This window comes from Kribbella sp. NPDC051770, assembly GCF_040681455.1.
GTDB lineage: Bacteria > Actinomycetota > Actinomycetes > Propionibacteriales > Kribbellaceae > Kribbella.
On the sequence record NZ_JBFAYT010000002.1, the window covers coordinates 347,598 to 369,409 of the forward strand.

The following is a 21,812-nucleotide window of genomic DNA, read 5'->3' on the forward strand; positions in this document are numbered from 1 at the left end:
GTTTGCAGCAAGTTGCAACTGCTGAGTTCATCGGCGCGAAGTGAGCGGCTGGGTGAATATGCTGCCGCGATGTCGATCACCGTGAAGATCATCGATGTGTCGGGGGGCGGGGCGGGTCGGTGCGACGACGCTCCTCGAAGGTGTGGCCAGCGGCATCACGCTTCGCGACCTGGTGCGAACGCGCGTACGGGACGAGGTGGCGCGCTTCAACGCCGTACCGCAGGAAGTGTTCCAGGGACTGGTGATGCCCGAAGGCGCGCTGCCGACCGCGGCGGGGTTCCGGCTGCCGAAGCAGCGGCGCCTCGACTGTGAGCAGCAGGCCGATCGTGCGATCGAGGCGTTCGGGCGCAACGGCTTCTTCGTGCTCATCGACGACCGGCAGGTGACCGATCTCGACGAGCAGCTCGCGTTGACCGCCGACTCCGACATCCGTTTCGTCCGGCTCGTGCAGCTGGTCGGAGGCTGATCGTGGACCAGGCAAGTGACACCGCGCCAGACCGCAGCGACGATGTGGCGTCGCTGCTGGACGCGGCGCTGCGCGCGCTGCAGGGCCGATCGTGGATCGGGGACCCCGACGCGCGGACGTTCCCGCAGCTTCGGGCCATCACCCAGGCTCCGGACGCCGTACGCCGTGAGTGCATCCTGAAGGCCTCCGAGCGGGTCGACAGCCACCACTGGGTCGCCTTGATCTCGATCATCGCGCGCAAACGCGTCACGTTCTCGGCGGACGACCTCGACCGGCTGCTGACGCTGCGCCTGGGCGTCTCCGATCGCGTCCACTCCTGGTGGAGCAGCGAGGCGCTCCGTGCCGTCAGCCGCCAGATCGAACACACCTTCCCCACCTTGACCGCGGCGGAGCAGGCACGACTCGAGCCTCTCCTCCGGCAAGCGGTCGACAGGGCGCAGGACGCGGCCACCGCCACCCGGCTTCGGCAGCTCGTCAGCACTACCGACGGCCTCCGGCTCGATCTGATCGACACCGGCGATGCCATCGGTCCGCGACTGATTGCCGCCTTCGAGCAGGCAGACGAGCAGGTCGACCTGCTCGCGAGAACGCTCGACCTCCTGGCGGCGTACCCGACCAAAGGCCGGCCTTCGAAGAAGTGGCTCACCGCGACCGAACACATCATCGGCCGGCTGACGCGGCCCGCGGAGCTGATCGGTGCTCTCCTCGACGCGGCCCTCGACGCCGAGGACAGCGAGGCGTCGTACAGCCACAACAACCGCACCCACACCTACCCGCGCTACATCACCAGCAGCAACGAAGGATTCCTCGGCGGCACCGCCGCGGCTGCCGGACTCCTGCACGACCCAGCGCTGCTGCCGCGGCTGCGCCGCCTCGCGATCAAGACCGTCGCGGTGATCGGTGGGCAGTTCGGCAACCCACGCAGCCTGCGGCTGGCCAACCTGTCGACGCAGGCGATGGCGGACATCGGCGCCCCGGCGTCGATCACCGAGTTGCTCGCGCTCGAGCGGTCGGTCCGGCATGGGACGTTGCTGAAGCAGGTCCGGAAAGCCATCGACGCGCTGGCCTCCGCGCAGGGCATGACGCGGGACCAGTTGCTGGAGCGCGCGGTCGAGGCGCACGACCTCGAATCGGACGGCACTCGTACGCATTCGCTGTCGAGGGGATCCGCCCGGATCGTCGTGGACGGACGAGCCGCGGTCCTGCTGTACGTCGACGAGAGGGGCACGGCACGCAAGTCCGTCCCCGCTGACGTGAAGCAGTCCGACGCCGTCGTACTCGGTGCGATCCGCAACGACCTCAAAGCCGTCCGGAAGACGATCGCCGGCGAGCGGGTCCGGCTGGACGGCTTGATGTCCCTCGAGCGCAGCTGGCCGCTCGACGAGTGGCGCACCTGGTACCTCGACCACCCGATCACCGGCCGACTGGCACGGACTCTCGTGTGGGTCTTCGAAACCGAGGACGCGCCGGTGGTGGTCGGCCTGCCGCTGGACAGCACGACCGCGATCACGGTTTCCGGGCAGCACGTGGGGATTCCGCCGGAGGCGCGAGCGCGGCTGTGGCATCCCGTCCACGCGACCGGCGACGAGGTCCGGGGCTGGCGGCAGTACCTGCTCGACCAGCAGATCATTCAGCCCTTCAAGCAGGCGTTCCGTGAGATCTACTTGCTCACACCGGCCGAGGAACAGACCCGGGAGTACTCGAACCGGTTCGCCGGCCACGTCTTCGGGCAGGTTCAGGCCCGCGCCCTGATGAAGGGGCGAGGCTGGGCACCGGTCGCCGTCGCGTGGTGGGACGACGGCGTCTACCAGGGCGTCGCCCGGCGAACGTTCGACCCGGCCGGGATCCGCGCCGAGTTCTACTACGACCCGATTCTCGAGCAGGAACCAACGGCCGGCGATCTCTACCCGTACTGCACCAGCGACCAACTCCGGTTCGTCGACGCCACCAGCGACGAGACGATCGCGCTGGCCGACGTACCGCCGCTCGTCCTCACCGAGGCCCTGCGCGATGTCGACCTGTTCATCGGGGTCACCTCGATCGGCGCGGACCCGGAGTGGCTCGACCGCGGCACGCAGCGCCAGTTCGACACGTACTGGCACACGTACGGCTTCGGCGAACTGTCCGCGGCCGGGCAGATCCGCCGCGACATCCTCTCGCAACTCGTCCCACGCCTGGCCATCGCCGACCGGTGCGAGCTCGACGACCGCTACCTCACGGTGCGCGGGGACCTCCGCACCTACCGCATCCATCTCGGCAGCGGCAACATCCTGATGTCACCCAACGACCAGTACCTGTGCATCGTCGCCGCCCGCAACGGACAGTCCCAGAAGCTCTTCCTGCCGTTCGACGACGACCCGGTGCTCAGCCTCATCCTCAGCAAGGCGTTCCTGCTCGCCGCCGACACCGCTATCAAGGACCCGACGATCACCAGCCAGATCAACCGCCGCTGAATCTGCTCACGGGTCAGGTCCTCGTTCATCTGGAGGAAGCGCCCGGGCCGCCTTGGGAAGTGGCGGCTCCGGCATGATGGCGGCGTGGAGCTGATCGAGCGGATCGAACGCGCCGAGACCGAGCTGGTCTGGAGTTTCGGCGACATCTCCGGCCCCGGCCCGGCGCTGCTGGGGCTGACGCGCCGCCGATTCGGGTCGGTCGTGGCTCTCGCGGCACCCCGCGACACCTTGTCGTTCTGGTCCCAGGCCATCGGCTTCGGCCTCGACCGCCCGGTGACCTCGGCGGTGATCGGCGAGGTCCTGGACCACCTGGAGGCCGCCGGCTGTACGACGGCCGCGCTGAGCATCATGCCGGGCGCGCTGCCGCCGGACTGGGACGCCATCGCCACGTCGTACGGAATCACCGCCGGCCAGACCACGGTCCAGGTCGCGCGCACGGCCGGACCGGTCGAGCAGGCGCCATCCGACTTCCGCATCGCGCCGATCGGGCCGCAGCACGCCGAGGCCTGGGCGCAGCTGCAGGTGGACGCGTACGGGATGCCCGACGCCGGCTTCCGCGCCATGCTCGCGGCGTACCCCGACTGGCCCGGCACCACCGCGTACGCCGCCTGGGACGGCGACACGATGGTCGCCACCGGCTCCCTGCATATCGTGAACGGCGTCGGCCGGCTGCGCAGCGGCGCCACCCACCCGGCGTACCGGGGAAGAGGCGCACAGTCGGCGCTGCTCACCCGCCGTACCGCGGACGCTTTCGCCCAAGGCTGCGATCTGGTCACCACCGGCTCGTACAAACCCGCCCCCGGTCAGCACAACCCATCGCTGGCCAACATGCTCCGGTTGGGTTTCGAACCCCTGGCAGAGCGCACCCCGCAGATCTGGCGACTCTCCTGACCGATTTTCAGCTGTCCGACAGTGCCTCGAGGCGTCGACGCAATCTCCGCGGGTACACCAAGAACGATCCGAACAGGACGGCCCCGCACGCAGTCAGCAGCGTCCGCGGCCAGCTGTCGCCGTCGATGATGTGCAGCACTGTGCTCAGCAGCTCGACTACAAGCAGCAGGACCGCGGCCAGCCGAAACCACCTGGTGTCCACCCGTCCGAGCTGCATTCGCGCGAGGTCAGCCGCCGCGGCTCGAACCACCGGGTCCGAGGGAACCGGCCCCCGCCAGGAAGCCTTCTGCGCTGCCCGCAGTTGCTCCTTCGCCAGGTTCGTGAAGTCCGCTTGGTTGAGAAGACGCCGCTCCCGGCGGTGGATGAGAGCCATGCACAGCCCGAACGCAGGCCCGGTGAAGGCGGCGGCCACCAGCGCGGCAGTCCAGGTCCCACCCTCGAAGACTCGGAGACCGGCACCGAAAAGAACTCCGAACAGAACGCCGCTGACAAGGGCGACCACCCAGACGGGTGCGTCACGAAGGGAGGTTCTCACGGCAGTACAAGTGACCCAGGCGAGAGCACCTCACACGGCCACCGGCCGATTTTGCAGCTTCTCCCATTGTCAGCAGACAACCGCGGCAGCTATCGCGTTGGCCGGCTCTTGCGGTAGTTCAGCAAGCAGCTGAGGGAGGTCGCCAGCAGAGCAGCGGTTCTCAGCCAGTTCTGCCAGCCCGGATCGAGGATCGCGACGACGAGCGAGACCAGGGTCAGCACGACCGCAGTGATGCCGGCGATCAACAGCAGCCGCAGCCTGCGTCGCTCACGATCTTCCGTCTCTTCAGTACGCATTCACCGAATCTACCGACCGGGGCTGACGAAAGTTGTGCCGATCGCTGCCTGCCGGGCGGAGGCGGCGTAGAGTCGACGGCCCCGGCTCCCGCCGGGCCTCCCCTGACTCCCTGTCGATGGGGCCGGCGTTCTGCGAACCGTCCGGCCGTTGCGGAAGGAGCCTCGATGGCCGTGGAAGCAAAGTCCGTGCCGCGAGGGTGGGTTCCGGTCGAGCACCGGCTGTTCGGGCTCGACCGTCGGACGTTCAGACCCGCGCTGATCGTGCTGGCGATCGCGCTGGTGCTGATCTACGGGCTGCCCGCGCTCAACTCGGCGATCCCGTGGCACAACGAGATCAAGGCCGGGCAGGTGCTCGAGCTGGGCGGCGGCGCGACCGCCGTGCCGCCGGTCGGGTGGCAGCTCGAGAGCGGGACGCTGACCGGCGGGAGCGCGACGAGCCTGCAGGTCACACTGGCCAGCGGTGGTGCGACGATCGAGCTGAACGGTACGTCGTACGACGGAAGCGCGGACGCGTTCCTCGACCAGGTCGAGCGGGCCGACGGTGACCGGCCGGGGATGAGCGGTGATCGCGGGACCCTGACCACCGGCGCGGGACTCGTCGGAGTCGTGCAGACCAGGACGACGGCCAGCGGCGACGACGAGGTGGACGCCGCGTTCAAGATGGCGGTCGGCAGCGCCGAAGCAGTCGCGGCGGCACCGGCCCTGCTCGTCCGGATCCGTACGGCGGCCGGCCAGTTCGAGCACTACCAGGACGAGGTCGCGGCCCTGCTGCGCAGCATCACGCCGGGAGCGGCCCGATGAGCGACACGACTGTTTCCGAGGCCCGGACCGAGCAGCTCGCCGCGATCGAGGAATCGGGCTGGGGGCAACCATTCCGGTTCCTGCAGCCGCACAACCTGGCCTTCTGGGTCTATCTGCTCGGCATCGGCGGCGGCGCTCTCACGATGCTCAAGTACTTCGGTGCCGGGGGCACCTTCTACTCGCGCGCCCTGGCCGGCGGCGTCCTGCTGTTCGGGTTGTACCTGATCCCGTGGCTGCTGCTGCTCCGCCACCACAACCGCTTCACCGCCCAGCCCGCCGGGCTCCTCGCGACCGGGTTCGCCTGGGGCGGGATCGCCGCGACGTTCTGGATCGCCCTCCCGGCCAACGGCGCGCTCATCGAGATCTGGACCAAGATCGGCGGCCCGGCGTTCGCCGCGGACTGGGCCGCCGGGCTCACCGCCCCGATCAACGAGGAGTGGGGCAAGGCGCTCGGCCTCGTGCTGCTGATCGGTCTCGCGCCGCGGCTCGTGCGGAGCGCGTACGACGGGTTCATCATCGGCGCGTTCATCGGCCTGGGCTTCCAGGTGTTCGAGGACGTGCTGTACGTCTACAACGGCGCCGCCCAGCAGTACGGCGTCGACCAGTTCGGAACCTCACTGCAGGTGTTCCTGGTCCGCGGCGCCGCGGGGATCGTCTCGCACGCGTTGTTCAGCGCGATCTTCTGCGCCGGCCTGATGTGGGTCCTCGGCCGCACCCGCGGCGAGCGCAACGTCGTCCGCGGCGTACTGACCATGCTCACCGCAATGACCTTCCACTTCGCCTGGGACGACATGGCCGGTCTCAGCGGCGGGACCTGGGCGACCGCCGTACTCCCGTTCGCGATCGCGATCATCGAACTGGCCACACTCTTCTACGTACTACGGCACGCCGCCCGCACGGAACGAGTCTGGACACGAGCCCTGCTCACCCCCGAACTCGAAACCGGCGCGATCGACCCACCACTGCTCAACGCCGTCAGCGGACTCCACAAGGACCGCAAGGCGTACCGCAAGCACGTGCACAGCCGCAAAACCGCCCGCCACCTATTGGAAGCCGCCTCAGACCTGTCGCGCGAACTGGCCCTCTCGGGCGGCAACGAGTCCCCCGCCGTCACCCACGCCCGCAACGAACTACTCCGCCTGCGCACGCCCGACTGACGGTGCTGTCTGTCTACCGGCCCGGCACCAATCACCCGCGGCCAGCGACGTTTGAGATGAATGCCGGCAGGCAACTCCACTCCGGTGAGCTCACTCCGCCGATTCGTCGCCTCGTTGACCAGCGTACGAACCAGTCGCTTCGTCCCCCCGCACCGCGACATCGGGACGCTGATGTCAGCCGATCACCGGCCGTGCGTCGTATCCGGCGTCCACTACCGCCGGCGCCGCCCCTCCAGACCACGCTGACCTGCGAACTCCGCACGGCTCTGCCTGAACCGCACACAGCCAACGAGCCGGCGTGGTCACCACCCCGAGACACCGCCATCACCAAGCCAGTGAGTACGTCGGGACGCAGAAGTCGTCATGCGAATCTCAACGGCTGAGCGATCGGCGGTTTGCACTACGCCGTACGGGCCAGCCCCGGCCCCGGTGAATCAGCGATCGAGAACTGGTCGATCACGCTCGTGGTCCCCTTGCGGCCGCCGGTGAACGCCAGATCGAGCCCGGCCGCCGCCCGCAGCCACCGCCGGACCACGCGGTCCTGGAACACCTCGTCAGGCCGTTGGCCGTTCGCCAGCCGTGCCAGCGCCGACGGATTCGCCGCGCCCCCGCGCAGCAGCCACGCCATCCCCTCGGCCTGACTCAGCGGAAGTCCCGCTTGCTGCAGCCGCGCCCGGATGGCCGACCTGTCGAGCCGTTGCCCCTCTGCGCTCAGCACGATCAACCGGCGGGCCGTCCGCGACGGCATCCCAGCAAGCTCGAGCTCCGCGGCGATCAGATCCAAATACCGGCCCAGGTACGCCGGCCGCCGCTCATCCATCCGATCAGGAACGACCTGGACTACCGGGTGCCGCTCACGCCGCAGCGCCTCGGCCCGTACGGCATCCGTCAGCCGCCACCGGACCACGTTCGCCAGGTACCCCCGCGTCGCACCACCCGCCGGCCGGCTCACCGCCAGGCTTCTACACCGCTCCCACGCGATCACCCGAGCCCTCTGCGCCGCCTCCTCGGACCCCAACGCGGACTTCGCTCGGCTCGGGACCGAGGCAACGATCCGCTCCTCGATCCCCCGCGCCAACCGATCCGCCGGACCGGCCGCCCACCCAGACTCGACCAAAACCTTCAGAAGCTGCTCAAGTTCGACAGACATCCTTGCTCCCATCGCGATACATGACCTACTGACAAGGTCAAATCTCGCGATCGAAGCGGACTCGAAGAACCTGGATCATCGGCTCCAGGAATCCTGGAAATGCCACCGAACGATCAGCCCCATGCGACGGGCGTCAAGAGCGCCACGGGAATTGCAGGAACGTGCGATCGGCGGATCAGCCCGCGGAAAGCACCGAGATGCGCCGGCGCAGTGTTCGGGGGTAGACCAAGAACGATCCGAAGAGAACTGCCCCGCAAGCGCTCCCAAGCGTCTGCCGCCAACTGTCGCCGTCGATGATGCTCAGCACCGTGCTCAGCAGGTCGACGACCAGCAGCAAGGCAGCCATCACCTGAAGCCACCGAGAGCCCACTCTCAAGAGCTGCACTCGTGCGAGTTGAGTTGCCGCCGTCCGGATCATCGGATCCGAAGGGACCGGTCCGCGCCAAGCTGCCTTCTGCGCTGCCCGCAACTGCTCCTTCGTCAGATTCGTGAAGTCGGCTTCTTTGAACAGACGCCGTTCGCGGCGATGGATGGCAGCCATGCACGAGCCGAACGCCGGTCCGGTGAAAGCCGCGGCCACCAGCGCGGCGGTCCAGGTTTCGCGTCCAAGGATTCGAAGGCCAAGGCCGAACAGGACTCCGAAGAGAATGCCGCTGACAATTGCGACCTGCCAGGCGGGTGCGTCACGAAGGGAGGTTCTCACGGCTCTACGGTGACCCGCGCGAGGACACCTCACACGGTCTTGGACCAAGGTTGCAGCTTCTCACCTACAGCCCCGGCGTCTGGGGCTCCAACTCGGCGGCGGCTGCCGTCCGGAACCCAAGCGGGCGCCGCCGCTCGCGGAGTTCGAGAACCTCGCGAGTCACCGTGACCGCATCGAGGTCGAGGATGCTCGCGAGCCGCGCGACCTCGTTCGCGACCAACCCTGCGGGCATTTTCCGCACCAGCGGTGCAACGGCACGCAACGCACCCACCCGGCCGCTCAGGTGGTCGAGGACTCGCTTCCACCGGCCGAGCTCGAGCTCAATCGCCAAGCTGACCAACGGGCGGGTGGATGTCAGCTCACTGCGGAGCTGGCCTCGGCCGTTGGCAAGTCGGAGCAACGAGGCAGGGTCCTCACCAGAGGGCAGGTCTGCGACCAGAACGTGAGGGAACTCCGTAGACAACGTCTCAAGACTTCGAACCGCCGCTGTCCGTCCCGCCCGGTCACCGTCGAGCCCAACGATCACAGTGTCGGAACTGGCATACGTCCGGAGAAAGCGAGCCTGCACCGAAGAAATGGCCGTTCCGCTCAGACTGATTCCGGCCCAGCGCAGATCCCGCGTGCAGGCCAGCCCTACAGCGATCGCGTCGAGCGATCCCTCAACAACCACGGGCACTGCCCCTTGCTCCAACTGGAGCGCCTGCTCGGCAACACCAACAAGAACCTCCGACTTCCGGTAGACCTTGGTCGTCTCGGTATTGAGGTACTTGGTGTGCCCACTGCCGCGGCCCCGGCCGATGAACCCGACCGGCGCGAGATCGATCCCGTGTTGGGCGAACATGATCCGATCGCGGAACCGGTCGATCAGGTAGCCGTTACGTGTGAGAACGGCCAACCCGGACTCGACCAGCTCGAGGTCCTCGAATCCCTTCTCCCGCATGTGCTCGATGAGATGCGACCACGCCTCCGGCGCGTACCCCACCTTCCACCGAGACCCCGGCTCCAGCACCTGCCCGAGGCCACGAACCTGAAGGTGAGCCTTCGCCCAGTGGTTTCGCCTCATGAGCAGCTCACCGCGATAGAACCGGACCGCCTCCGCGTGGGCTTCGATCATCCGCCCCGCAGTGGTGACCGGCGCTTTGAAGCGATCCATACGTCCGTCCTTTGCAGCCGACAAAGCGCCGCGACGGCGCCGGCTACCAACGTCCGACATGGAGTCACCCCGGAGAACCGGGATTCCTGAATCCAGGAGTCCTGCCTTGACCCCAAAAGCGAAACGGGCCAGGCCGCTGAAGGAGGCCATCTACCGGTCGCGGCCGCCGAGCCTCGTGTCAGAACTCCACGACCACGACCGGGGCCGCTCGCAGGATCATCAGACCACGAGCGACATTGCTTGTTCGAGGCCACCGACGGTTCGGATGGGCCCGACGACGTAGCTCAGCTGAACCCGCGCCCGGCCGCCGAGGATGCGTTCACGGCCAGATGCCGGCCCGTTCGACGAGGGCTTCCCGACACCAGGACGGCGCGCAGCATTGCCGCCACGGTCCACTCCGGAAGCTCCATCACCTCGGCGACTTCGCGATAGGTCAACTGCCCGGACCGGATCAGCGCCAGCGCGATCTCGCCCTGGTGCTGCGCAACGCGATCCTCGGAGCTGCGGCACCGCCGGTACAAGTCACGCGACAGGGCGGCGCGCCGTACGGAGAACGACAACTGGTGACGGCCGGACAGCGGATGGCTGCTGATGACCTCGGCAACAATCTGCACCGTTTGAGGAGCAACCCCGGCAGTGGGCCTCGCTCGGGTGTGATCAGGTTGACGTCGATCAGCTGCTCGACGTCAACATTCAGCACCAGGCGCATTCGGAGATCAGGCGCCGGCCCGATGGCTCCGTATGCACCTCGCACACACTCACACCAGGGTCTGCCCTCCGTCGACAGAAAGCGTCGAACCTGTCGTGTTGAAGTTGCACATCAAGAAGATCGCTGCCGACGCGGCCTCTGCTGCGGTGCCGAGTCGTCCGAGCGGTAGAGCCGCGCCCATCGCGGTGACAGCGGCGTCGGCATTCTCTCCGAGGAAGCCGCGGATCAGCGGAGTGTCGGTTGAGCCGAGCCGGATCGCATTCACCCTCACCCGACGCGGTGCCAGCTCAACGGCCAGCGCTCTGGTGAGTGCTTCGATTGCGCCGGCCCCTGCCGACAGCATCGAACCCCCAGGCTGAGGGCGGTTGATCATGTCACCGGACATGAACGTCAGCGACCCACCCGCGGGGAGTCGCGGCACAGCCACACGAGCGGCGTTCCAACCGGTCTGGAAGCGCGTGGTCAGGGACTCGTCGCCACGGCCGTTGTCGTCGAAAAGCGATCCGAAGGTGACGGAAGCAGCGGTCACCAGGACATGATCGAGTTTGTCGATGCCGTCCACAACCCGCTGCAGCTCCTTCTCGTCGGTGACGTCAGCTGTAGCCGTCACGACCGCATCCGCGGAGTCGCCAACAGCCCGCACGTCAGTGGCAGCCGCAGCCAGACGATCAGCGTCACGTGCGACCAGCACGACCCGAGCGCCGACACTCCGCAACATCTGGCCCGTCGCCTTGCCAACGCCTGAGCTGCCGCCGAGGATGAGAACGGTTCGATCGGCCAGAGCCTGCGGCAATGGATGCGAAAACGGGATCGGTGCCTGTGAGCTCATGCAGATTTCATCTCCTACAGGGTGACTTTGTGGCGGCAAGCCGGAGCGCTCGCGCCATCAACTGACGGAGATCAGTACGCGGAGAGATCCGCCGGCGGATCACGGCCTCGGACGTTCGAGTCCATGGCGGCGCACAGCAGCCCAGGTCACGTCAATGTCCTCGGCTTTTTCGTGCCCTCAGCGCACGCTTTCGCCCATGCTTCGACAGGCCGCTGACGCACACAGCTGATCCTCGGACCCATCGCTGCGGTGTTTCCTCACAGCGCCGAACGCCTAGCCCTTGGCTGCGCGGATCGCCTGCAAGGCGAGTGAGGCGATCTCGTCGGGGGATCTGGTGTCCACATCGATTCGAACGACTGGCGTCAGGTCGAGGTGGGACAGGAGGTCCGAGTACCGTGCGCGCTGCTCGGGGTCGGCCACGGGGCGCCGGCCTCCTGTGCTATCGCGCTCCTCGGCCGGGCGCCTGGCCGTGTCAGTTGCGAGGTTCAGGTGGACGATGAGATCCGGTAGCTCGCAGTTCAGCAGGTTCTGGAGCGACTGGAGCCGATCCTCATGCCGGAGTGAACTCAGCCGTGCGAGTTCGATGACGAAGTCCCGAGGCTGCAACGAACGTCCGAGCCTTCGGGCCTGAGCCTCTGCCCACGCAACGATCAGCGGTCGCCCGACCGCATCGATCATGGTCAGGAACGGTCGCAGGTCGCCGAAGGTCGCCCGGCGGCCCAACGCCGGCAGATCAACTGCCGCGTCGACCAACGGATGCTGGTCGACGATCACGACCTCGGGTGCGTACGCGTCCGCGCAGAACCTCTCCATGGGGCCGAACATGCACAGCTTCAGATAAAAGGTCAGGAGCTTCAAGTCGGCGCTGCCGCACCTGTTGGCGAGCGCCGAAGCTGCTTCCAGGCTCAGCGAAAGATCCCACAACGGACCCGTCACCGATTCGTGGCTCCGCAGACCGGACAGCACCATCCAGCCTGTCCAATCACGCAGAAGCCCCGCGGTCGTCGACTTCCCGGCACCACTGGTCCCTACCAACGCCACTCGAAAGGGCTTCATCGACACCTCCATCGCGACCGGCGGAACCTGCGACCCTCGTCGTCTCCCTACGAAGTACGACGCTCTGCCCGGGATCGGTTCGCCGCCTCGGCGTGGCCTTGATTGCCGGCCGGTACGAACCGATCCGAGGGTCAGCGCCGTTACGGCACCGAGACCGGCAGGCGCGTCTCACTGCGCCGCAACTCTGGTGTGCAAGTCACAGGGAACCCATCCCTGGCTGGATGGCAGGACGGTGGATGGAACCAGGTTTCCGCGGCCGTGTGCTATCCGGTGATGAAGACACCTTCCGTGAGCTGTTTCGGCAGCATCACTGGGCGGTCCACAACTTTTGCTTCCGGGCGATCGGCGACTGGTCGGTGGACGAGGACTGCACGTCTTTGGTGTTCTGGAGGCCTGGCGACTGAGAAAGAAGGTGGAGAGGCAAGGGCGGCAGCCTGTTGCCGTGGCTGTTGGGCATTGCCACCTCTGTGCTGCATCGACGGCGCCGCGTCGCGGGGCGGCAGCACCGACTGACGGAGCGGATACCGGCCCCTGGAGTCGTGCCTGACTTCGCCGATGACGCGCTCGGGCGGATCGACGATCAGCTGTGGATCGAGGCGGTCCGGCGAGAGCTCGACAGGTTGCCGCGGGCCGATCGCGAAGTACTGTGGCTTGTGTCTGGGGCGGATTGGGATAGTCCGCCGCTGCCGAGGCACTCGGAGTGCCGGTGGGCACCGTGCGCTCCCGGCTGTCGCGGGCACGCCGGCGGGTCAGCCCCGCGGCGACCGCACTGCTCGGGGGAACAGCACCTCCCGGGAACCACGGGTGGGGCATCGACAGCAACCGGGGAAACCGGTGGGCCTGACACGTCCAGCTGATCCTCCGACTCGTCGCTGCGAGTCGTCGCGGCGTGGTACACGGTGCAGCGTTCCGCCGACGGTCTGGTGAAGCTGCAGATCACCGATCCAAACCGGCAAGCTCGACCTGACCGGACTCCAAAAGGATCTGGACAAGGCAGGCGTTCCCAGCCGGGTGCTGGCCGGAGACCCTGCTTGCCAACCGAAGCCGGAGCCCGCACCCATGCACACGCCGACGTTCAGCAGCGGCGGGGCCGACCGCATCTCCACTGACGACGGCAAGCCGGTGCTCCTCGTGCGGGCCGCCGAGATTCCTACTAGTCAGCAGGTGATGGTCGGCTTGCCGCACGCGACGGCCGATCCGGCCTCCGCGTTGAGCGTGCTCATAGGCACTCGCATCGATGCCGATGCGCCCTACTGCGTTCCGGCGCCCACGAAGTAGCGGCGCCGCGAGCGGTGTCGGGGCCATCGGCACTGCACAGGCCGTCGAAGCTCCGCCCGTCTGGACGCCGGTTCCGGTCCCCAGCCCCGCCCAGGTCCTGGAGGCGGTAGCAGTCGGCCCGGACGGTGAAGGCTGGAATGGAACAACTCAACGATCCGCTGATGACCGCGGCCGGCGATCCAGAAGGGATCCTGGCTCTGTCACCGCAGGACATCCGCAGGGGAGGAGAGTCCACTGGCCTTGCACTTCGACGGGGCGAGCTGGGCCGCTGTGTGGGTCCCTTGATCCGGTGGTCAGGCTTCGGGCGTACTCCTGAGGTGATGCGTTGACCAGCATGTCCCTGCCTCCTGACCGCAAAGGAACACCTCGATGCGCGTTCTCTTCACGGCCGGACCGTTCTTCGGCCACGTCAACACCGTGCTGCCGCTCGCGGTGGCCGCCGAGCGCGCCGGGCACGAGGTTCGCTTCGCAACCGGCGCCGACTTCGCCGACCACGTCTCCGAACGTGGTCTCGAATGCTGGGGGGTTGGCCCTACAGCCGACGAGGCTGGAATGCCTACGTCGTTGGCGTTCTTCCGGCGTACGGGTGCGCTGCGTGCGGCCGACCTGCTCAAGCTAGCTGACCGCTGGCGCCCGGATCTCGTGATCTCCGAAGAGCTGGAGTTCGGTGGTGTCGTCGCTGCGGCCCGGGATGCGACGCCTCTGCTGGTGCATGGTCTCGGTATCGCCGCGGCCGGCAGCACCGAGGCGGTCACGTCAGAAGTCGATCGGCTCGGGGCGACCTGGGGTCTCCCCCACCTGGCCGAGGTTTACCGCACCTCATTGCACCTGTCGGTCTGTCCGCCATCTCTGCGCCCGGTGGGGCTGCCCGATCCGAAGCTCATGTCCGTGCGCCCGGCGTTGGGCGAGCCGGCGCCGGGCGAGCGGCTTCCTGCGGTACTGGAGGATCTCCCGTACGAAGCGAACATCCATCTCACTCTCGGGACCGTCTTCCACCAACGCAGGCCGGGCGTGCTCGCAGCAGCCATCGCGGGTTTGCGCGAGCTCGCGGCCAACCTCATCGTCACCGTCGGGCCCGGTGTCGACCCCGCCGACTTCGGCTCCCAACCCGCGAACGTTGTGGTGGAGCGGTACCTCCCCCACGCACTCCTACTGCCCCGCTGCACAGCGGTTGTCTCCCAGGGCGGAGCCGGCATCGTTCTGGGCGCACTGGCCCATGGCCTGCCACAACTGGTGATGCCTCAGGGCGCCGACCAGTTCGACAACGCAGCGGCCGTACAGCGGGCAGGCGTCGGGTTGGTTGTCGACAGCAACGAGCCGAACCCGCTCGCCATCACCGAAGCGATGGAGAAGCTGCTCCGTGAACCCCAGTACGCCGATGCGGCACGTGCTGTGCGCACCGAGATCCACGTGATGCCGACCCCGAGCGACGTCATCGCTGCCTGGCGAACGGTCACGCCGTGGTCTTTAATGTAACCATGCGAGCTATGACTCTACTATCGGTCACCTAAAAATGGCGGCACCCGTCAAGCGCACCTACACCTCGACCTTGCGGGCCGATCAGGCCCGCCGTACGCAGCAGGCGATCGTCGCCGCAGCGGCGCGGCTGTTCGTCGAGCGGGGCTGGGGGCAGGCCACGATCGACGCGGTCGCCGAGGAGGCAGGGGTCAGCCGCAAGACCGTCTTCACGTCGGGGGGCGGCAAGGTCGACCTGCTCAAGCTGGCGCTCGACTGGTCTCTGGTCGGAGATGACGAACCTGTCCCGCTCGCCGAGCGTCCCGAGATCGCAGCGACGATGCGGCTGTCCGATCCAGAGACCTTTCTGGCGGGCTGGGCCCGAATCCTCACCGATATCAACAAGCGGGTCGCCGGGCTGCACAGAGTTCTGATCTCCGCCGCCGGCGTCGACCCGGCCGCACAGACTCTGCTCGACGAATGGGAAACTCAGCGCTGGAGCTTCACAGCAGGTTCGCTGGTGCCGCATCTCCAGCGCCTGGGAGCACTTCGCGCCGGACTGCCGCCGGAGCAGGCGATCGACATCATGTGGCTGCACGGCGACCCGATCGTCTACGCGCGGCTCGTCCTCGAGCGGCGCTGGACACCCGAGCAGTTCGAAGTCTGGCTTCAGGATTCCCTGGTGCGCCAACTTCTGGCTCCGTGACAGCGACCCTGCGGACTGCGTTCACCTTGGTCCGCGGAGCCTGATCGCATCCAGTCTGCGGCGCGCGGACACGAGCGTCGGGTGATCGGGGTTCACCGTCGAGGCCAGGATCGCGACGCATCGCTCGAGATTGGCCGAGGCGGGCTGTCTTCGAGCGTGCGCCAGCTGGACGCACGCGAGGTTGTGCAGCGTGGTCGCAATCTCCGGATGCGTTCCGCCGAGCACGCGCTCCTTCATGGCCACGGCCTCCTGAAGACAGTCCGCGGCTGCGTCGTAGTCGCCGAGCACCGCATGAGCGCTTCCCAGATTGTGCAGCACCACCGCGATCTCGTGGTGCACCGGACCGTAGATGGACACATAGACCTCGCGTACCTCGTTCAGCACCTCGACAGCTTCGCTTGGCCGACCGGCATCGACGAGGATCGCGGCAAACGCCGCACGATCCCGCGAGACGGTGAGCGAGTCCGCCGGTCGCAGGCGCAAGCGGACGCGGATCCCCGCGCGGGCGAGCGCCTCGGCCGCTTCGAGTTCACGTCGCGAGTGCGCCAGGCCGGCGAGGTTGTGCAGGAGATCAGCTGCCTGGGCGCTCTCGCGAAGGCGGTGAGCGTCGAGGATGCGCACAGCCTCTTCGTACAGCCGCTGGGCCTCGTCCAGATCTCCCGTGTACTTCATGACGATGCCCAGCTCATTCAGTGCTGCCACCGACTCGATTCCGGCCACTGCCCGCTCCAGCACCTCGCGCAGTACGGCGGTCGCCTCACGGTACCGGCCGGCTCGTCGCAGATCCCTCCCCTCGATCAAGCGACTCACAGCTGGAGCAGCACCTCGTTGTGGTTCGTCGAAGAACTACCGACCGGGTCGGCTGACACCGTCCGGTCGACCTGCACGGCATCCGGTACCAGGACCGCTGCAGACACGCCGCCGGCCAGCCCGAGAACCGCAAACAGGCCGGCACAGATCCTCCGCCACGCAACCTTGCGAGTCATCGCCATTCCTTTCGTCGTTACCAACGCGATGACAGGCAGTACGCCGGGGGCCGGCGAACGGATCGTTCGCAGGCCCGCTGCAGCGTTCGATATAATCAACTTGTTGTTTAGTACTCCGGAGGGCGCATGCAGATCCGAACGTATCTCAACGACACCTACGCGGAGCAGGTCGATACCCGGGTGATCGCTACGGGAGACCTCGAAGGACGGCCGTGGGTGGCCGTGGAGCGCTGCCTGTTCCATCCACAGGGCGGCGGTCAGCCCGCCGACCGGGGATCCCTGCAGGACATCGAGGTCGTCCCCGCTGAGGACAACCGGATGGGACTGGTTGTGCTGGTGGCCGCATCCGAAAGCTCCGGTTGGCCGGAGTTCGCCGAGGGGCAGCAGGTGCGCGCGCGGATCGATCTGGAGGCACGGACGGCGCACGCGGCGCTGCACAGCGCCGGGCATCTGATCGATGCGGCCGGCCGCGCACAGGGGTGGGAGTCGGCCGGGAGCAACCATTTTCCCGGCCAGGCACGGATAGAGTTCACCACCGGGCCGGTGGATCCGCGGCTGGCCGAACCCGAAGGTCGCGAAGAGGTACTGACCGAGCTGCGGAAAACCGTCGCAGCGGCAATTGCCGAGGGGCTCCCGGTGACCGCGGAGGTGGACGACCAAGGCCGGAGGGTGGTCTCACTGGGTTCACTTCATTCCGCTCCCTGCGGTGGGACCCATGTCCGAAGCCTCGGGGACCTGAGTGACGTGGATCTGTCGGCGCTGAAGGTCAAGCGCGGCCGCATCCGCGTCTCGTACTCGGCGAGCCACGGACCGCGCTCATGACGCCGCCACCGGGCCGCACCAGCAGCAGTACTGCCGAAGCGGTCGGAGCGCAGATCCGCAAGCGCCGGGAACAGCGTGGGATGACCGGTTCGGAGCTCGCGCGCCGGGCCGGCCTGAGCAAGGCGACACTCTCGCAACTGGAGGCCGGCCGGGGAAACCCGACGATCGAAACGCTCGACGCGCTCGCGATCGCCCTCCGGATCCCGTTGAACGACCTGCTCACCCGCGATACCGATCCTGGCCCGGTCCTCGTGACTGGCACCGACCTCGCCGCGGACGAGGTCGGCCGCGAACTGCTGCGTCGGATCAGCAGCGGGCACAGTCTCGAAATCTGGCGGCTGCGGATGCCGCCTGGCACCGAGCTGGCCGGAGTTCCGCACGCGACCGGAACCGTGGAACACCTCCTCGTCGCAGCAGGGCATCTGACCGCAGGCCCCTACGAGGGGCCCCACCCGCTGGCACCGGGCGACCTGCTCGCTTTCGCCGGCGACGCGCCCCATGTCTACCGCACCGGCACCGAGGCGGCTGACGTCACCGTCGTCATCGCTTCGCCCATCATCAGCTGACAACCGTGCGGTGATCCGAGTCCGGGCGAGGTCCGTACTGCCTACCGAGACCGTGTGGGCAGTGCCAACCACCTGAAGGGACCCGGCCATGCATCACCTTCGCGTCGCGACACCACGGCGACCGACCAGCAAGGCTTCCTGGGCCGGTCGGCTCGGCGACCTGTGGGCCGTCCATCACTCACGGTTCGATCGCATGCCGGCCAGGTACGACGGTGCCTTCCTCGCGATGGCCGGCCTCTCCCAGGCCGACGCCGTGCTCGACGTCGGGTGCGGCACCGGAGCGTCCACGCGTGCTGCGGCCCGGTTGACGCCGTACGGAACCGTCACCGGCATCGACCTGTCCAGCGCCGGAATCGAGGTTGCCGTGAGGTCCAGCGGGCACCTCGGCAACGTCGCCTTTGCCACGGCGGACGCCGAGACTTGCGCCCTGGGGACAGGGGGCTTCAACTCTGTCATCAGCCGATTCGGGACGATGTACTTCGTGGACCCGCGGTGGGCGTACACCGGTATCGGTGAGGCGCTGCGCAAGGACGGACAGCTCACGATCCTGATCTGGCAGGCGCGCGAGCGGAACGAGTGGGTGCGCGTCGTGGAAGACTGTCTTGGCCCGATCGGCTCGCAGGTGCTCGGGTGGACCGACGACGCACTCGTCGACCCGAGCAGTATCCACGATCTCCTGGCCGATGCCGGATTCCACCGAATCAACTTCACCGACGTACGGCAACCGCTGTGCTTGGGTGCCGACGCCGTAGACGCAAGCTCGTTCGTGAGTTCGCTCGTCGCTCACTCCTCCGCCACCGGCCGTCACAGACTCCGGACCGCCTTCGCGGCGCGCCAGATGATCACCGGAGAGGTGCTGCTCAACTCGGCAGCGTGGCTCGTCACCGCTCGGAAGACCTGACAGTTCCTGGGAACCGATGGCCCGGTTCCCAGGAATTGTTTCGCGTAAGGGCCGCTGCCCGGCCGTCAGGGGGGAACGTGCCGGGCAGCGGCTGCGGTGATCGCGATCGAATCGCTCAGCGGGGGGCGCGATCGATCCGTCACCGGGGCTCGGTGGGTGAGCGCCACCAACGGCGGCCAGTCCGCCGAGTGCGTCGTCTACCGATCACCGAGCCTTCCTGTGCAGCAGTACGCACCCGGCAACCGTCGTGGTTCATTCGCCTTCCGATCCAGGCGCACCAGTCCGTACCGGACATCACCGGAACCGTCGTCGGGTCGGCGTACGCAAGGATGAGGGATTCTCCTCACCGTTCCCTCATATCCGGTCCGCCGGCTTCGCGGTAGGTTCCGAGCACCTCGTTCGCGACTGTTGGGAGCCGATATGAACAAGCCGCTCGTGATCCGGCTGGCCGAGTGCGAACGCGATCTCGATCGGGTCCACCAGTTGCGCCGGGCCCAGTGCGACGCCGAGTCCTGGTTCCATCCCGATCAGGACCACGCCAGGGACCGGGCCGGCTTCGTCTGGATGGCCGAAGCCGATGGTGTGGCGCTGGCGACGATTCGAGCGATGCCCCACTCGAGCGGGCTCGGTGAGCTCTCCGCTCTCGACCTGCCCTTCGATCTGCCGACGGCGAACGACGAGTTCGTCGAGGTGGGACGGTTCGTCGCGCACCCTGCAGCGGGGGTCGGAGTTGCCTGCCTGATGCTCTTACAGGCGGCGGACTGGCTGGTCGCCAACACGAACCATCGTCAGGCCTACGGACTGTGTGCGGGCCCCCTGGTGCAGTACTACCGCCGGTTCGGAATGCACGTGAGCCAGACGGGCTATCCCGTCCCGCATTTCGGTGCCCAGCTGTCGTACCTGGTCCACGGAGATCTCCCGCGAGGCGCGGTTCGTACCGCAGCTCGCGCGATGGCCTGCTGACCGGAGCCCGTCAGTGGTCTCGTCCGGCAACCATCCGGGCCACGCCCTCGAGCTCTCGTACGGCGCGCCCGCTGACAGCGCCCGTTGCCAGCTCGCGTACCGCGGCGAGCAGCAGTTCGTCGGCTTGCGATCGGCTGGCCGCGCGGCCACCGGCTGCCTCGATCAGATCGGCCGCACGCACCAAATCGCGATCCGACAGGTCACCCCGTTGCCGGTACAACTCCGCGAGCTCCTGACCAGGGACCGTCCCCGACACGAGGGCTGCCACCACCGGAAGGGTCTTCTTCCGCCGCCGAAGGTCGGCGTGATCGTGGTTGGCGGTGACAGGTTCGCCCCAGATCCCGAGCGAGTCCTCCACGAGCTGGTGGGCGACCCCGAGCAGCTCGCCGTACAACCGCAGCTGAGCGATTTGATTGCTGTCCGCGCCGCCCATGAGAGCGCCCAGTCCGGTGCTGCAGGCCAGCAGGGACCCTGTCTTCAACCTTGCGACTCGTAAGCACTCCGTGAGTGAGACATCGTCACGAGTTTCGTACTCGCCATCCGACGCCTGGCCCTCGACGACGTCCTGAACCGTCAGTGCGAGGCTGTCGGCCGCGGCAGCAGCGTGAGACTTCCCACCTGCGTCGAGCACGTCAAAAGCCAGGCCCAGAAGGGCATCCCCGCACAGGAGCGCCGGGCCCGGACCGAAGGCAGCCCACACAGTCGCGCGATGGCGACGAGTGCCGCCACCGTTCATGATGTCGTGGTGCATCAGCGAGAAGTTGTGGACGAGCTCTACCGCGACCGCGGCCGGCAGCGCGTCCCCGGGCACACCACCCACCGCGTCACACACGAGCAGGGTGAGAGCGGCCCGAACGAATGTGCCCGGGGCGGCTAGGGTCGCCCGACCGTCTCCGCCGAAGTGGAAGTCGGCGATCCTCCGCACCGACGGTGGAAGCCCAGCGATCGCCGTTCGCAGCGCCGGCTCGACCTGAGCGCGGCTCCACTCGAGGATCTCGGCCGGCGATCGACCGCTGGTCGCATCGTGGGCTTGAATGGTCACACCTGCTCCTTCTGCCAGCCGGGCAGCCCCGGCGGGGTCTCGGACCGTCACGCCACGGCTGGCCCGTCCTTCAGCACCGCGCTCCTGCCCTGACCACAACAACCGACCGCCACCCCCGCCGACGGAGGTCGATGGCGGTGGCGGCGGCTGCGGGCAGTGGCGGTCCGACGTGATGGTCAGGGAGTTTTGACCCAGTGTTGGGTGGTGCTACCGGTCAGGTTTCCGAGAGAGAGCGAGCTGCTGCCGGCCTGCTTCGTCAGGAACTTCCCCGTGTAGCCGTTGCGGATCAGCTTGAAGCCACCACTCACGAAGTCGAGATTCCACCTCTGACTCAGCGTTCCGTCACAGGGCCGGCCGGCGACGAGACCACTCGAACCACCGTTGTTGGTGTCGAGGCAGTGTCCGGTCCGTCGATTCTTCGCGATGACCGAGATACCGTCGGACGACGTGGAGAGGTCCCAGGTCGCCTCGGACCCCACGAAGGGCCCGGTCTTGACCAGCGACAGGTTGAAGTTCGGGTTCTTCGTTGCGATCAGTCGCTCATTGGTGTTGCGTGCCTGGAAAACGGCGACCGTCGCGGTCGGCTGGGCGGCAGCCTGGGTAGCTGCGGCGAGGGGGCCGGCCAGGCCTCCGGCAACCACAACGACCACCGCGGCGCCCGCCCGGCGAAGAGCACGAGACGACTTGAACATGAGAGCTCCGTTTCTTGTCAGCGTTGCGTAGTTGTGCGTCAGCACGCGAGGTCAATCGGTTCCGAGCGCCTCGTCAACCAGCAGTACGCCACCTCCGTACGACCCGGATCACGACGCGGAACGACTCGCAAGGACGATGCGGCCGGCGGACCGCAACGAGCGCGGGGACCTGGAAGGCTCCGGCCTTCCAGGTCCGCGCGCT

Annotated in this window: 24 protein-coding genes and 2 pseudogenes; 13 read left to right on the forward strand and 13 right to left on the reverse strand. The window is 67.6% G+C overall.

What is annotated here, in order from left to right:
* Positions 1-94 precede the first annotated feature (94 nt).
* From AB0M01_RS08265 to AB0M01_RS08275, 3 genes are all read left to right on the forward strand, one after another.
* Positions 95-466 carry a hypothetical protein gene (locus AB0M01_RS08265; RefSeq protein ID WP_363666869.1) on the forward strand — a complete coding sequence of 124 codons (372 nt, stop codon included), beginning with the start codon at positions 95-97 and terminating at the stop codon, positions 464-466.
* A gap of 2 nt (positions 467-468) precedes the next feature.
* Positions 469-2,919 (forward strand): DUF4132 domain-containing protein, encoded by a 2,451-nt coding sequence (locus AB0M01_RS08270; RefSeq protein WP_363666871.1) that lies wholly within the window; start codon positions 469-471, stop codon positions 2,917-2,919.
* Between the two features lie 84 nt (positions 2,920-3,003).
* Positions 3,004-3,810, forward strand: coding sequence for a GNAT family N-acetyltransferase (locus AB0M01_RS08275; RefSeq protein WP_363666873.1), 807 nt, complete (start codon positions 3,004-3,006; stop codon positions 3,808-3,810).
* Between the two features lie 7 nt (positions 3,811-3,817).
* Here AB0M01_RS08275 and AB0M01_RS08280 read toward each other — a convergent pair whose 3' ends face one another.
* From AB0M01_RS08280 to AB0M01_RS08290, 3 genes and pseudogenes are all read right to left on the reverse strand, one after another.
* A complete protein-coding gene (locus AB0M01_RS08280; RefSeq protein WP_363668108.1) occupies positions 3,818-4,027 on the reverse strand; it encodes a hypothetical protein in 210 nt (69 codons plus the stop codon).
* Between the two features lie 129 nt (positions 4,028-4,156).
* Positions 4,157-4,345, reverse strand: a pseudogene (locus tag AB0M01_RS08285) (DUF6404 family protein); the annotation flags it as partial.
* 89 nt (positions 4,346-4,434) lie between these two features.
* Entirely contained in the window at positions 4,435-4,641 is a 207-nt protein-coding gene (locus AB0M01_RS08290; protein WP_363666875.1) for a hypothetical protein, read from the reverse strand.
* A gap of 165 nt (positions 4,642-4,806) precedes the next feature.
* Between AB0M01_RS08290 and AB0M01_RS08295 the strand changes: the two genes are divergently transcribed.
* Positions 4,807-5,442 (forward strand): hypothetical protein, encoded by a 636-nt coding sequence (locus tag AB0M01_RS08295; protein ID WP_363666877.1) that lies wholly within the window; start codon positions 4,807-4,809, stop codon positions 5,440-5,442.
* A complete protein-coding gene (locus tag AB0M01_RS08300) occupies positions 5,439-6,599 on the forward strand; it encodes a PrsW family intramembrane metalloprotease (RefSeq protein ID WP_363666879.1) in 1,161 nt (386 codons plus the stop codon). The genes AB0M01_RS08295 and AB0M01_RS08300 overlap by 4 nt, the downstream gene beginning before the upstream one ends.
* 400 nt (positions 6,600-6,999) lie before the next feature.
* Here the strand turns inward: AB0M01_RS08300 and AB0M01_RS08305 are convergent, their stop codons facing one another.
* The 6 genes from AB0M01_RS08305 to AB0M01_RS08330 form a co-directional block, all read right to left on the reverse strand.
* A complete protein-coding gene (locus tag AB0M01_RS08305; protein WP_363666881.1) occupies positions 7,000-7,749 on the reverse strand; it encodes a hypothetical protein in 750 nt (249 codons plus the stop codon).
* 175 nt (positions 7,750-7,924) lie between these two features.
* Positions 7,925-8,452 (reverse strand): DUF6404 family protein, encoded by a 528-nt coding sequence (locus tag AB0M01_RS08310; RefSeq protein WP_363666883.1) that lies wholly within the window; start codon positions 8,450-8,452, stop codon positions 7,925-7,927.
* A 64-nt stretch (positions 8,453-8,516) separates the two neighbouring features.
* Positions 8,517-9,605, reverse strand: coding sequence for a toprim domain-containing protein (locus tag AB0M01_RS08315; RefSeq protein ID WP_363666885.1), 1,089 nt, complete (start codon positions 9,603-9,605; stop codon positions 8,517-8,519).
* A gap of 284 nt (positions 9,606-9,889) precedes the next feature.
* Entirely contained in the window at positions 9,890-10,219 is a 330-nt protein-coding gene (locus AB0M01_RS08320; protein ID WP_363666887.1) for a hypothetical protein, read from the reverse strand.
* Positions 10,220-10,363: 144 nt separating this feature from the next.
* Positions 10,364-11,143, reverse strand: a complete 780-nt coding sequence (locus tag AB0M01_RS08325; protein WP_363666889.1) for an SDR family oxidoreductase — start codon at positions 11,141-11,143, stop codon at positions 10,364-10,366.
* Positions 11,144-11,416: 273 nt separating this feature from the next.
* Positions 11,417-12,199 carry a hypothetical protein gene (locus AB0M01_RS08330; protein ID WP_363666891.1) on the reverse strand — a complete coding sequence of 261 codons (783 nt, stop codon included), beginning with the start codon at positions 12,197-12,199 and terminating at the stop codon, positions 11,417-11,419.
* Positions 12,200-12,887: 688 nt separating this feature from the next.
* Between AB0M01_RS08330 and AB0M01_RS08335 the strand changes: the two are divergent.
* The 4 genes and pseudogenes from AB0M01_RS08335 to AB0M01_RS08350 all read left to right on the forward strand — a co-directional run.
* Positions 12,888-13,043, forward strand: a pseudogene (locus AB0M01_RS08335) (RNA polymerase subunit sigma-70); the annotation flags it as partial.
* 215 nt (positions 13,044-13,258) lie between these two features.
* Positions 13,259-13,477 (forward strand): hypothetical protein, encoded by a 219-nt coding sequence (locus AB0M01_RS08340; RefSeq protein WP_363666893.1) that lies wholly within the window; start codon positions 13,259-13,261, stop codon positions 13,475-13,477.
* 369 nt (positions 13,478-13,846) lie between these two features.
* Entirely contained in the window at positions 13,847-14,953 is a 1,107-nt protein-coding gene (locus AB0M01_RS08345) for a glycosyltransferase (RefSeq protein WP_363666895.1), read from the forward strand.
* A gap of 37 nt (positions 14,954-14,990) precedes the next feature.
* Positions 14,991-15,638 (forward strand): helix-turn-helix domain-containing protein, encoded by a 648-nt coding sequence (locus tag AB0M01_RS08350; RefSeq protein ID WP_363666897.1) that lies wholly within the window; start codon positions 14,991-14,993, stop codon positions 15,636-15,638.
* 21 nt (positions 15,639-15,659) lie between these two features.
* Here AB0M01_RS08350 and AB0M01_RS08355 read toward each other — a convergent pair whose 3' ends face one another.
* Positions 15,660-16,448, reverse strand: a complete 789-nt coding sequence (locus tag AB0M01_RS08355; RefSeq protein WP_363666899.1) for a tetratricopeptide repeat protein — start codon at positions 16,446-16,448, stop codon at positions 15,660-15,662.
* Positions 16,445-16,624 (reverse strand): hypothetical protein, encoded by a 180-nt coding sequence (locus tag AB0M01_RS08360; protein WP_363666900.1) that lies wholly within the window; start codon positions 16,622-16,624, stop codon positions 16,445-16,447. The genes AB0M01_RS08355 and AB0M01_RS08360 overlap by 4 nt, the downstream gene beginning before the upstream one ends.
* A 126-nt stretch (positions 16,625-16,750) precedes the next feature.
* Here AB0M01_RS08360 and AB0M01_RS08365 point away from each other — a divergent pair, with 126 nt between their 5' ends.
* The 4 genes from AB0M01_RS08365 to AB0M01_RS08380 all read left to right on the forward strand — a co-directional run bounded on the left by AB0M01_RS08365 (position 16,751) and on the right by AB0M01_RS08380 (position 19,876).
* Entirely contained in the window at positions 16,751-17,446 is a 696-nt protein-coding gene (locus tag AB0M01_RS08365) for a hypothetical protein (protein ID WP_363666902.1), read from the forward strand.
* Positions 17,443-18,012, forward strand: a complete 570-nt coding sequence (locus tag AB0M01_RS08370; RefSeq protein ID WP_363666904.1) for an XRE family transcriptional regulator — start codon at positions 17,443-17,445, stop codon at positions 18,010-18,012. The genes AB0M01_RS08365 and AB0M01_RS08370 overlap by 4 nt, the downstream gene beginning before the upstream one ends.
* Positions 18,013-18,205: 193 nt before the next feature.
* A complete protein-coding gene (locus AB0M01_RS08375) occupies positions 18,206-18,913 on the forward strand; it encodes a class I SAM-dependent methyltransferase (RefSeq protein WP_363666906.1) in 708 nt (235 codons plus the stop codon).
* A gap of 420 nt (positions 18,914-19,333) precedes the next feature.
* Entirely contained in the window at positions 19,334-19,876 is a 543-nt protein-coding gene (locus AB0M01_RS08380; protein ID WP_363666908.1) for a hypothetical protein, read from the forward strand.
* 10 nt (positions 19,877-19,886) lie between these two features.
* Here AB0M01_RS08380 and AB0M01_RS08385 read toward each other — a convergent pair whose 3' ends face one another.
* Both AB0M01_RS08385 and AB0M01_RS08390 read right to left on the reverse strand, forming a co-directional pair.
* Positions 19,887-20,918 (reverse strand): polyprenyl synthetase family protein, encoded by a 1,032-nt coding sequence (locus tag AB0M01_RS08385; protein ID WP_363666910.1) that lies wholly within the window; start codon positions 20,916-20,918, stop codon positions 19,887-19,889.
* Positions 20,919-21,094: 176 nt separating this feature from the next.
* Positions 21,095-21,655: an RICIN domain-containing protein gene (locus tag AB0M01_RS08390; protein WP_363666912.1), complete on the reverse strand. Its 561-nt coding sequence runs from the start codon at positions 21,653-21,655 to the stop codon at positions 21,095-21,097.
* Positions 21,656-21,812 lie beyond the last annotated feature (157 nt).

Bases quoted from the DNA above. Each gene is read 5' to 3' on its own strand.
- AB0M01_RS08345 (WP_363666895.1), top strand. From the start codon at position 13,847: ATGCGCGTTCTCTTCACGGCCGGACCGTTCTTCGGCCACGTCAACACC.
- AB0M01_RS08360 (WP_363666900.1), bottom strand. From the start codon at position 16,624: ATGACTCGCAAGGTTGCGTGGCGGAGGATCTGTGCCGGCCTGTTTGCG.
- AB0M01_RS08340 (WP_363666893.1), top strand. From the start codon at position 13,259: ATGCACACGCCGACGTTCAGCAGCGGCGGGGCCGACCGCATCTCCACT.
- AB0M01_RS08295 (WP_363666877.1), top strand. From the start codon at position 4,807: ATGGCCGTGGAAGCAAAGTCCGTGCCGCGAGGGTGGGTTCCGGTCGAG.
- AB0M01_RS08375 (WP_363666906.1), top strand. From the start codon at position 18,206: ATGCCGGCCAGGTACGACGGTGCCTTCCTCGCGATGGCCGGCCTCTCC.
- AB0M01_RS08380 (WP_363666908.1), top strand. From the start codon at position 19,334: ATGAACAAGCCGCTCGTGATCCGGCTGGCCGAGTGCGAACGCGATCTC.
- AB0M01_RS08265 (WP_363666869.1), top strand. From the start codon at position 95: ATGTGTCGGGGGGCGGGGCGGGTCGGTGCGACGACGCTCCTCGAAGGT.
- AB0M01_RS08365 (WP_363666902.1), top strand. From the start codon at position 16,751: ATGCAGATCCGAACGTATCTCAACGACACCTACGCGGAGCAGGTCGAT.
- AB0M01_RS08370 (WP_363666904.1), top strand. From the start codon at position 17,443: ATGACGCCGCCACCGGGCCGCACCAGCAGCAGTACTGCCGAAGCGGTC.
- AB0M01_RS08330 (WP_363666891.1), bottom strand. From the start codon at position 12,199: ATGAAGCCCTTTCGAGTGGCGTTGGTAGGGACCAGTGGTGCCGGGAAG.
- AB0M01_RS08315 (WP_363666885.1), bottom strand. From the start codon at position 9,605: ATGGATCGCTTCAAAGCGCCGGTCACCACTGCGGGGCGGATGATCGAA.
- AB0M01_RS08290 (WP_363666875.1), bottom strand. From the start codon at position 4,641: ATGCGTACTGAAGAGACGGAAGATCGTGAGCGACGCAGGCTGCGGCTG.
- AB0M01_RS08300 (WP_363666879.1), top strand. From the start codon at position 5,439: ATGAGCGACACGACTGTTTCCGAGGCCCGGACCGAGCAGCTCGCCGCG.
- AB0M01_RS08280 (WP_363668108.1), bottom strand. From the start codon at position 4,027: ATGCAGCTCGGACGGGTGGACACCAGGTGGTTTCGGCTGGCCGCGGTC.
- AB0M01_RS08305 (WP_363666881.1), bottom strand. From the start codon at position 7,749: ATGTCTGTCGAACTTGAGCAGCTTCTGAAGGTTTTGGTCGAGTCTGGG.
- AB0M01_RS08350 (WP_363666897.1), top strand. From the start codon at position 14,991: ATGGCGGCACCCGTCAAGCGCACCTACACCTCGACCTTGCGGGCCGAT.
- AB0M01_RS08325 (WP_363666889.1), bottom strand. From the start codon at position 11,143: ATGAGCTCACAGGCACCGATCCCGTTTTCGCATCCATTGCCGCAGGCT.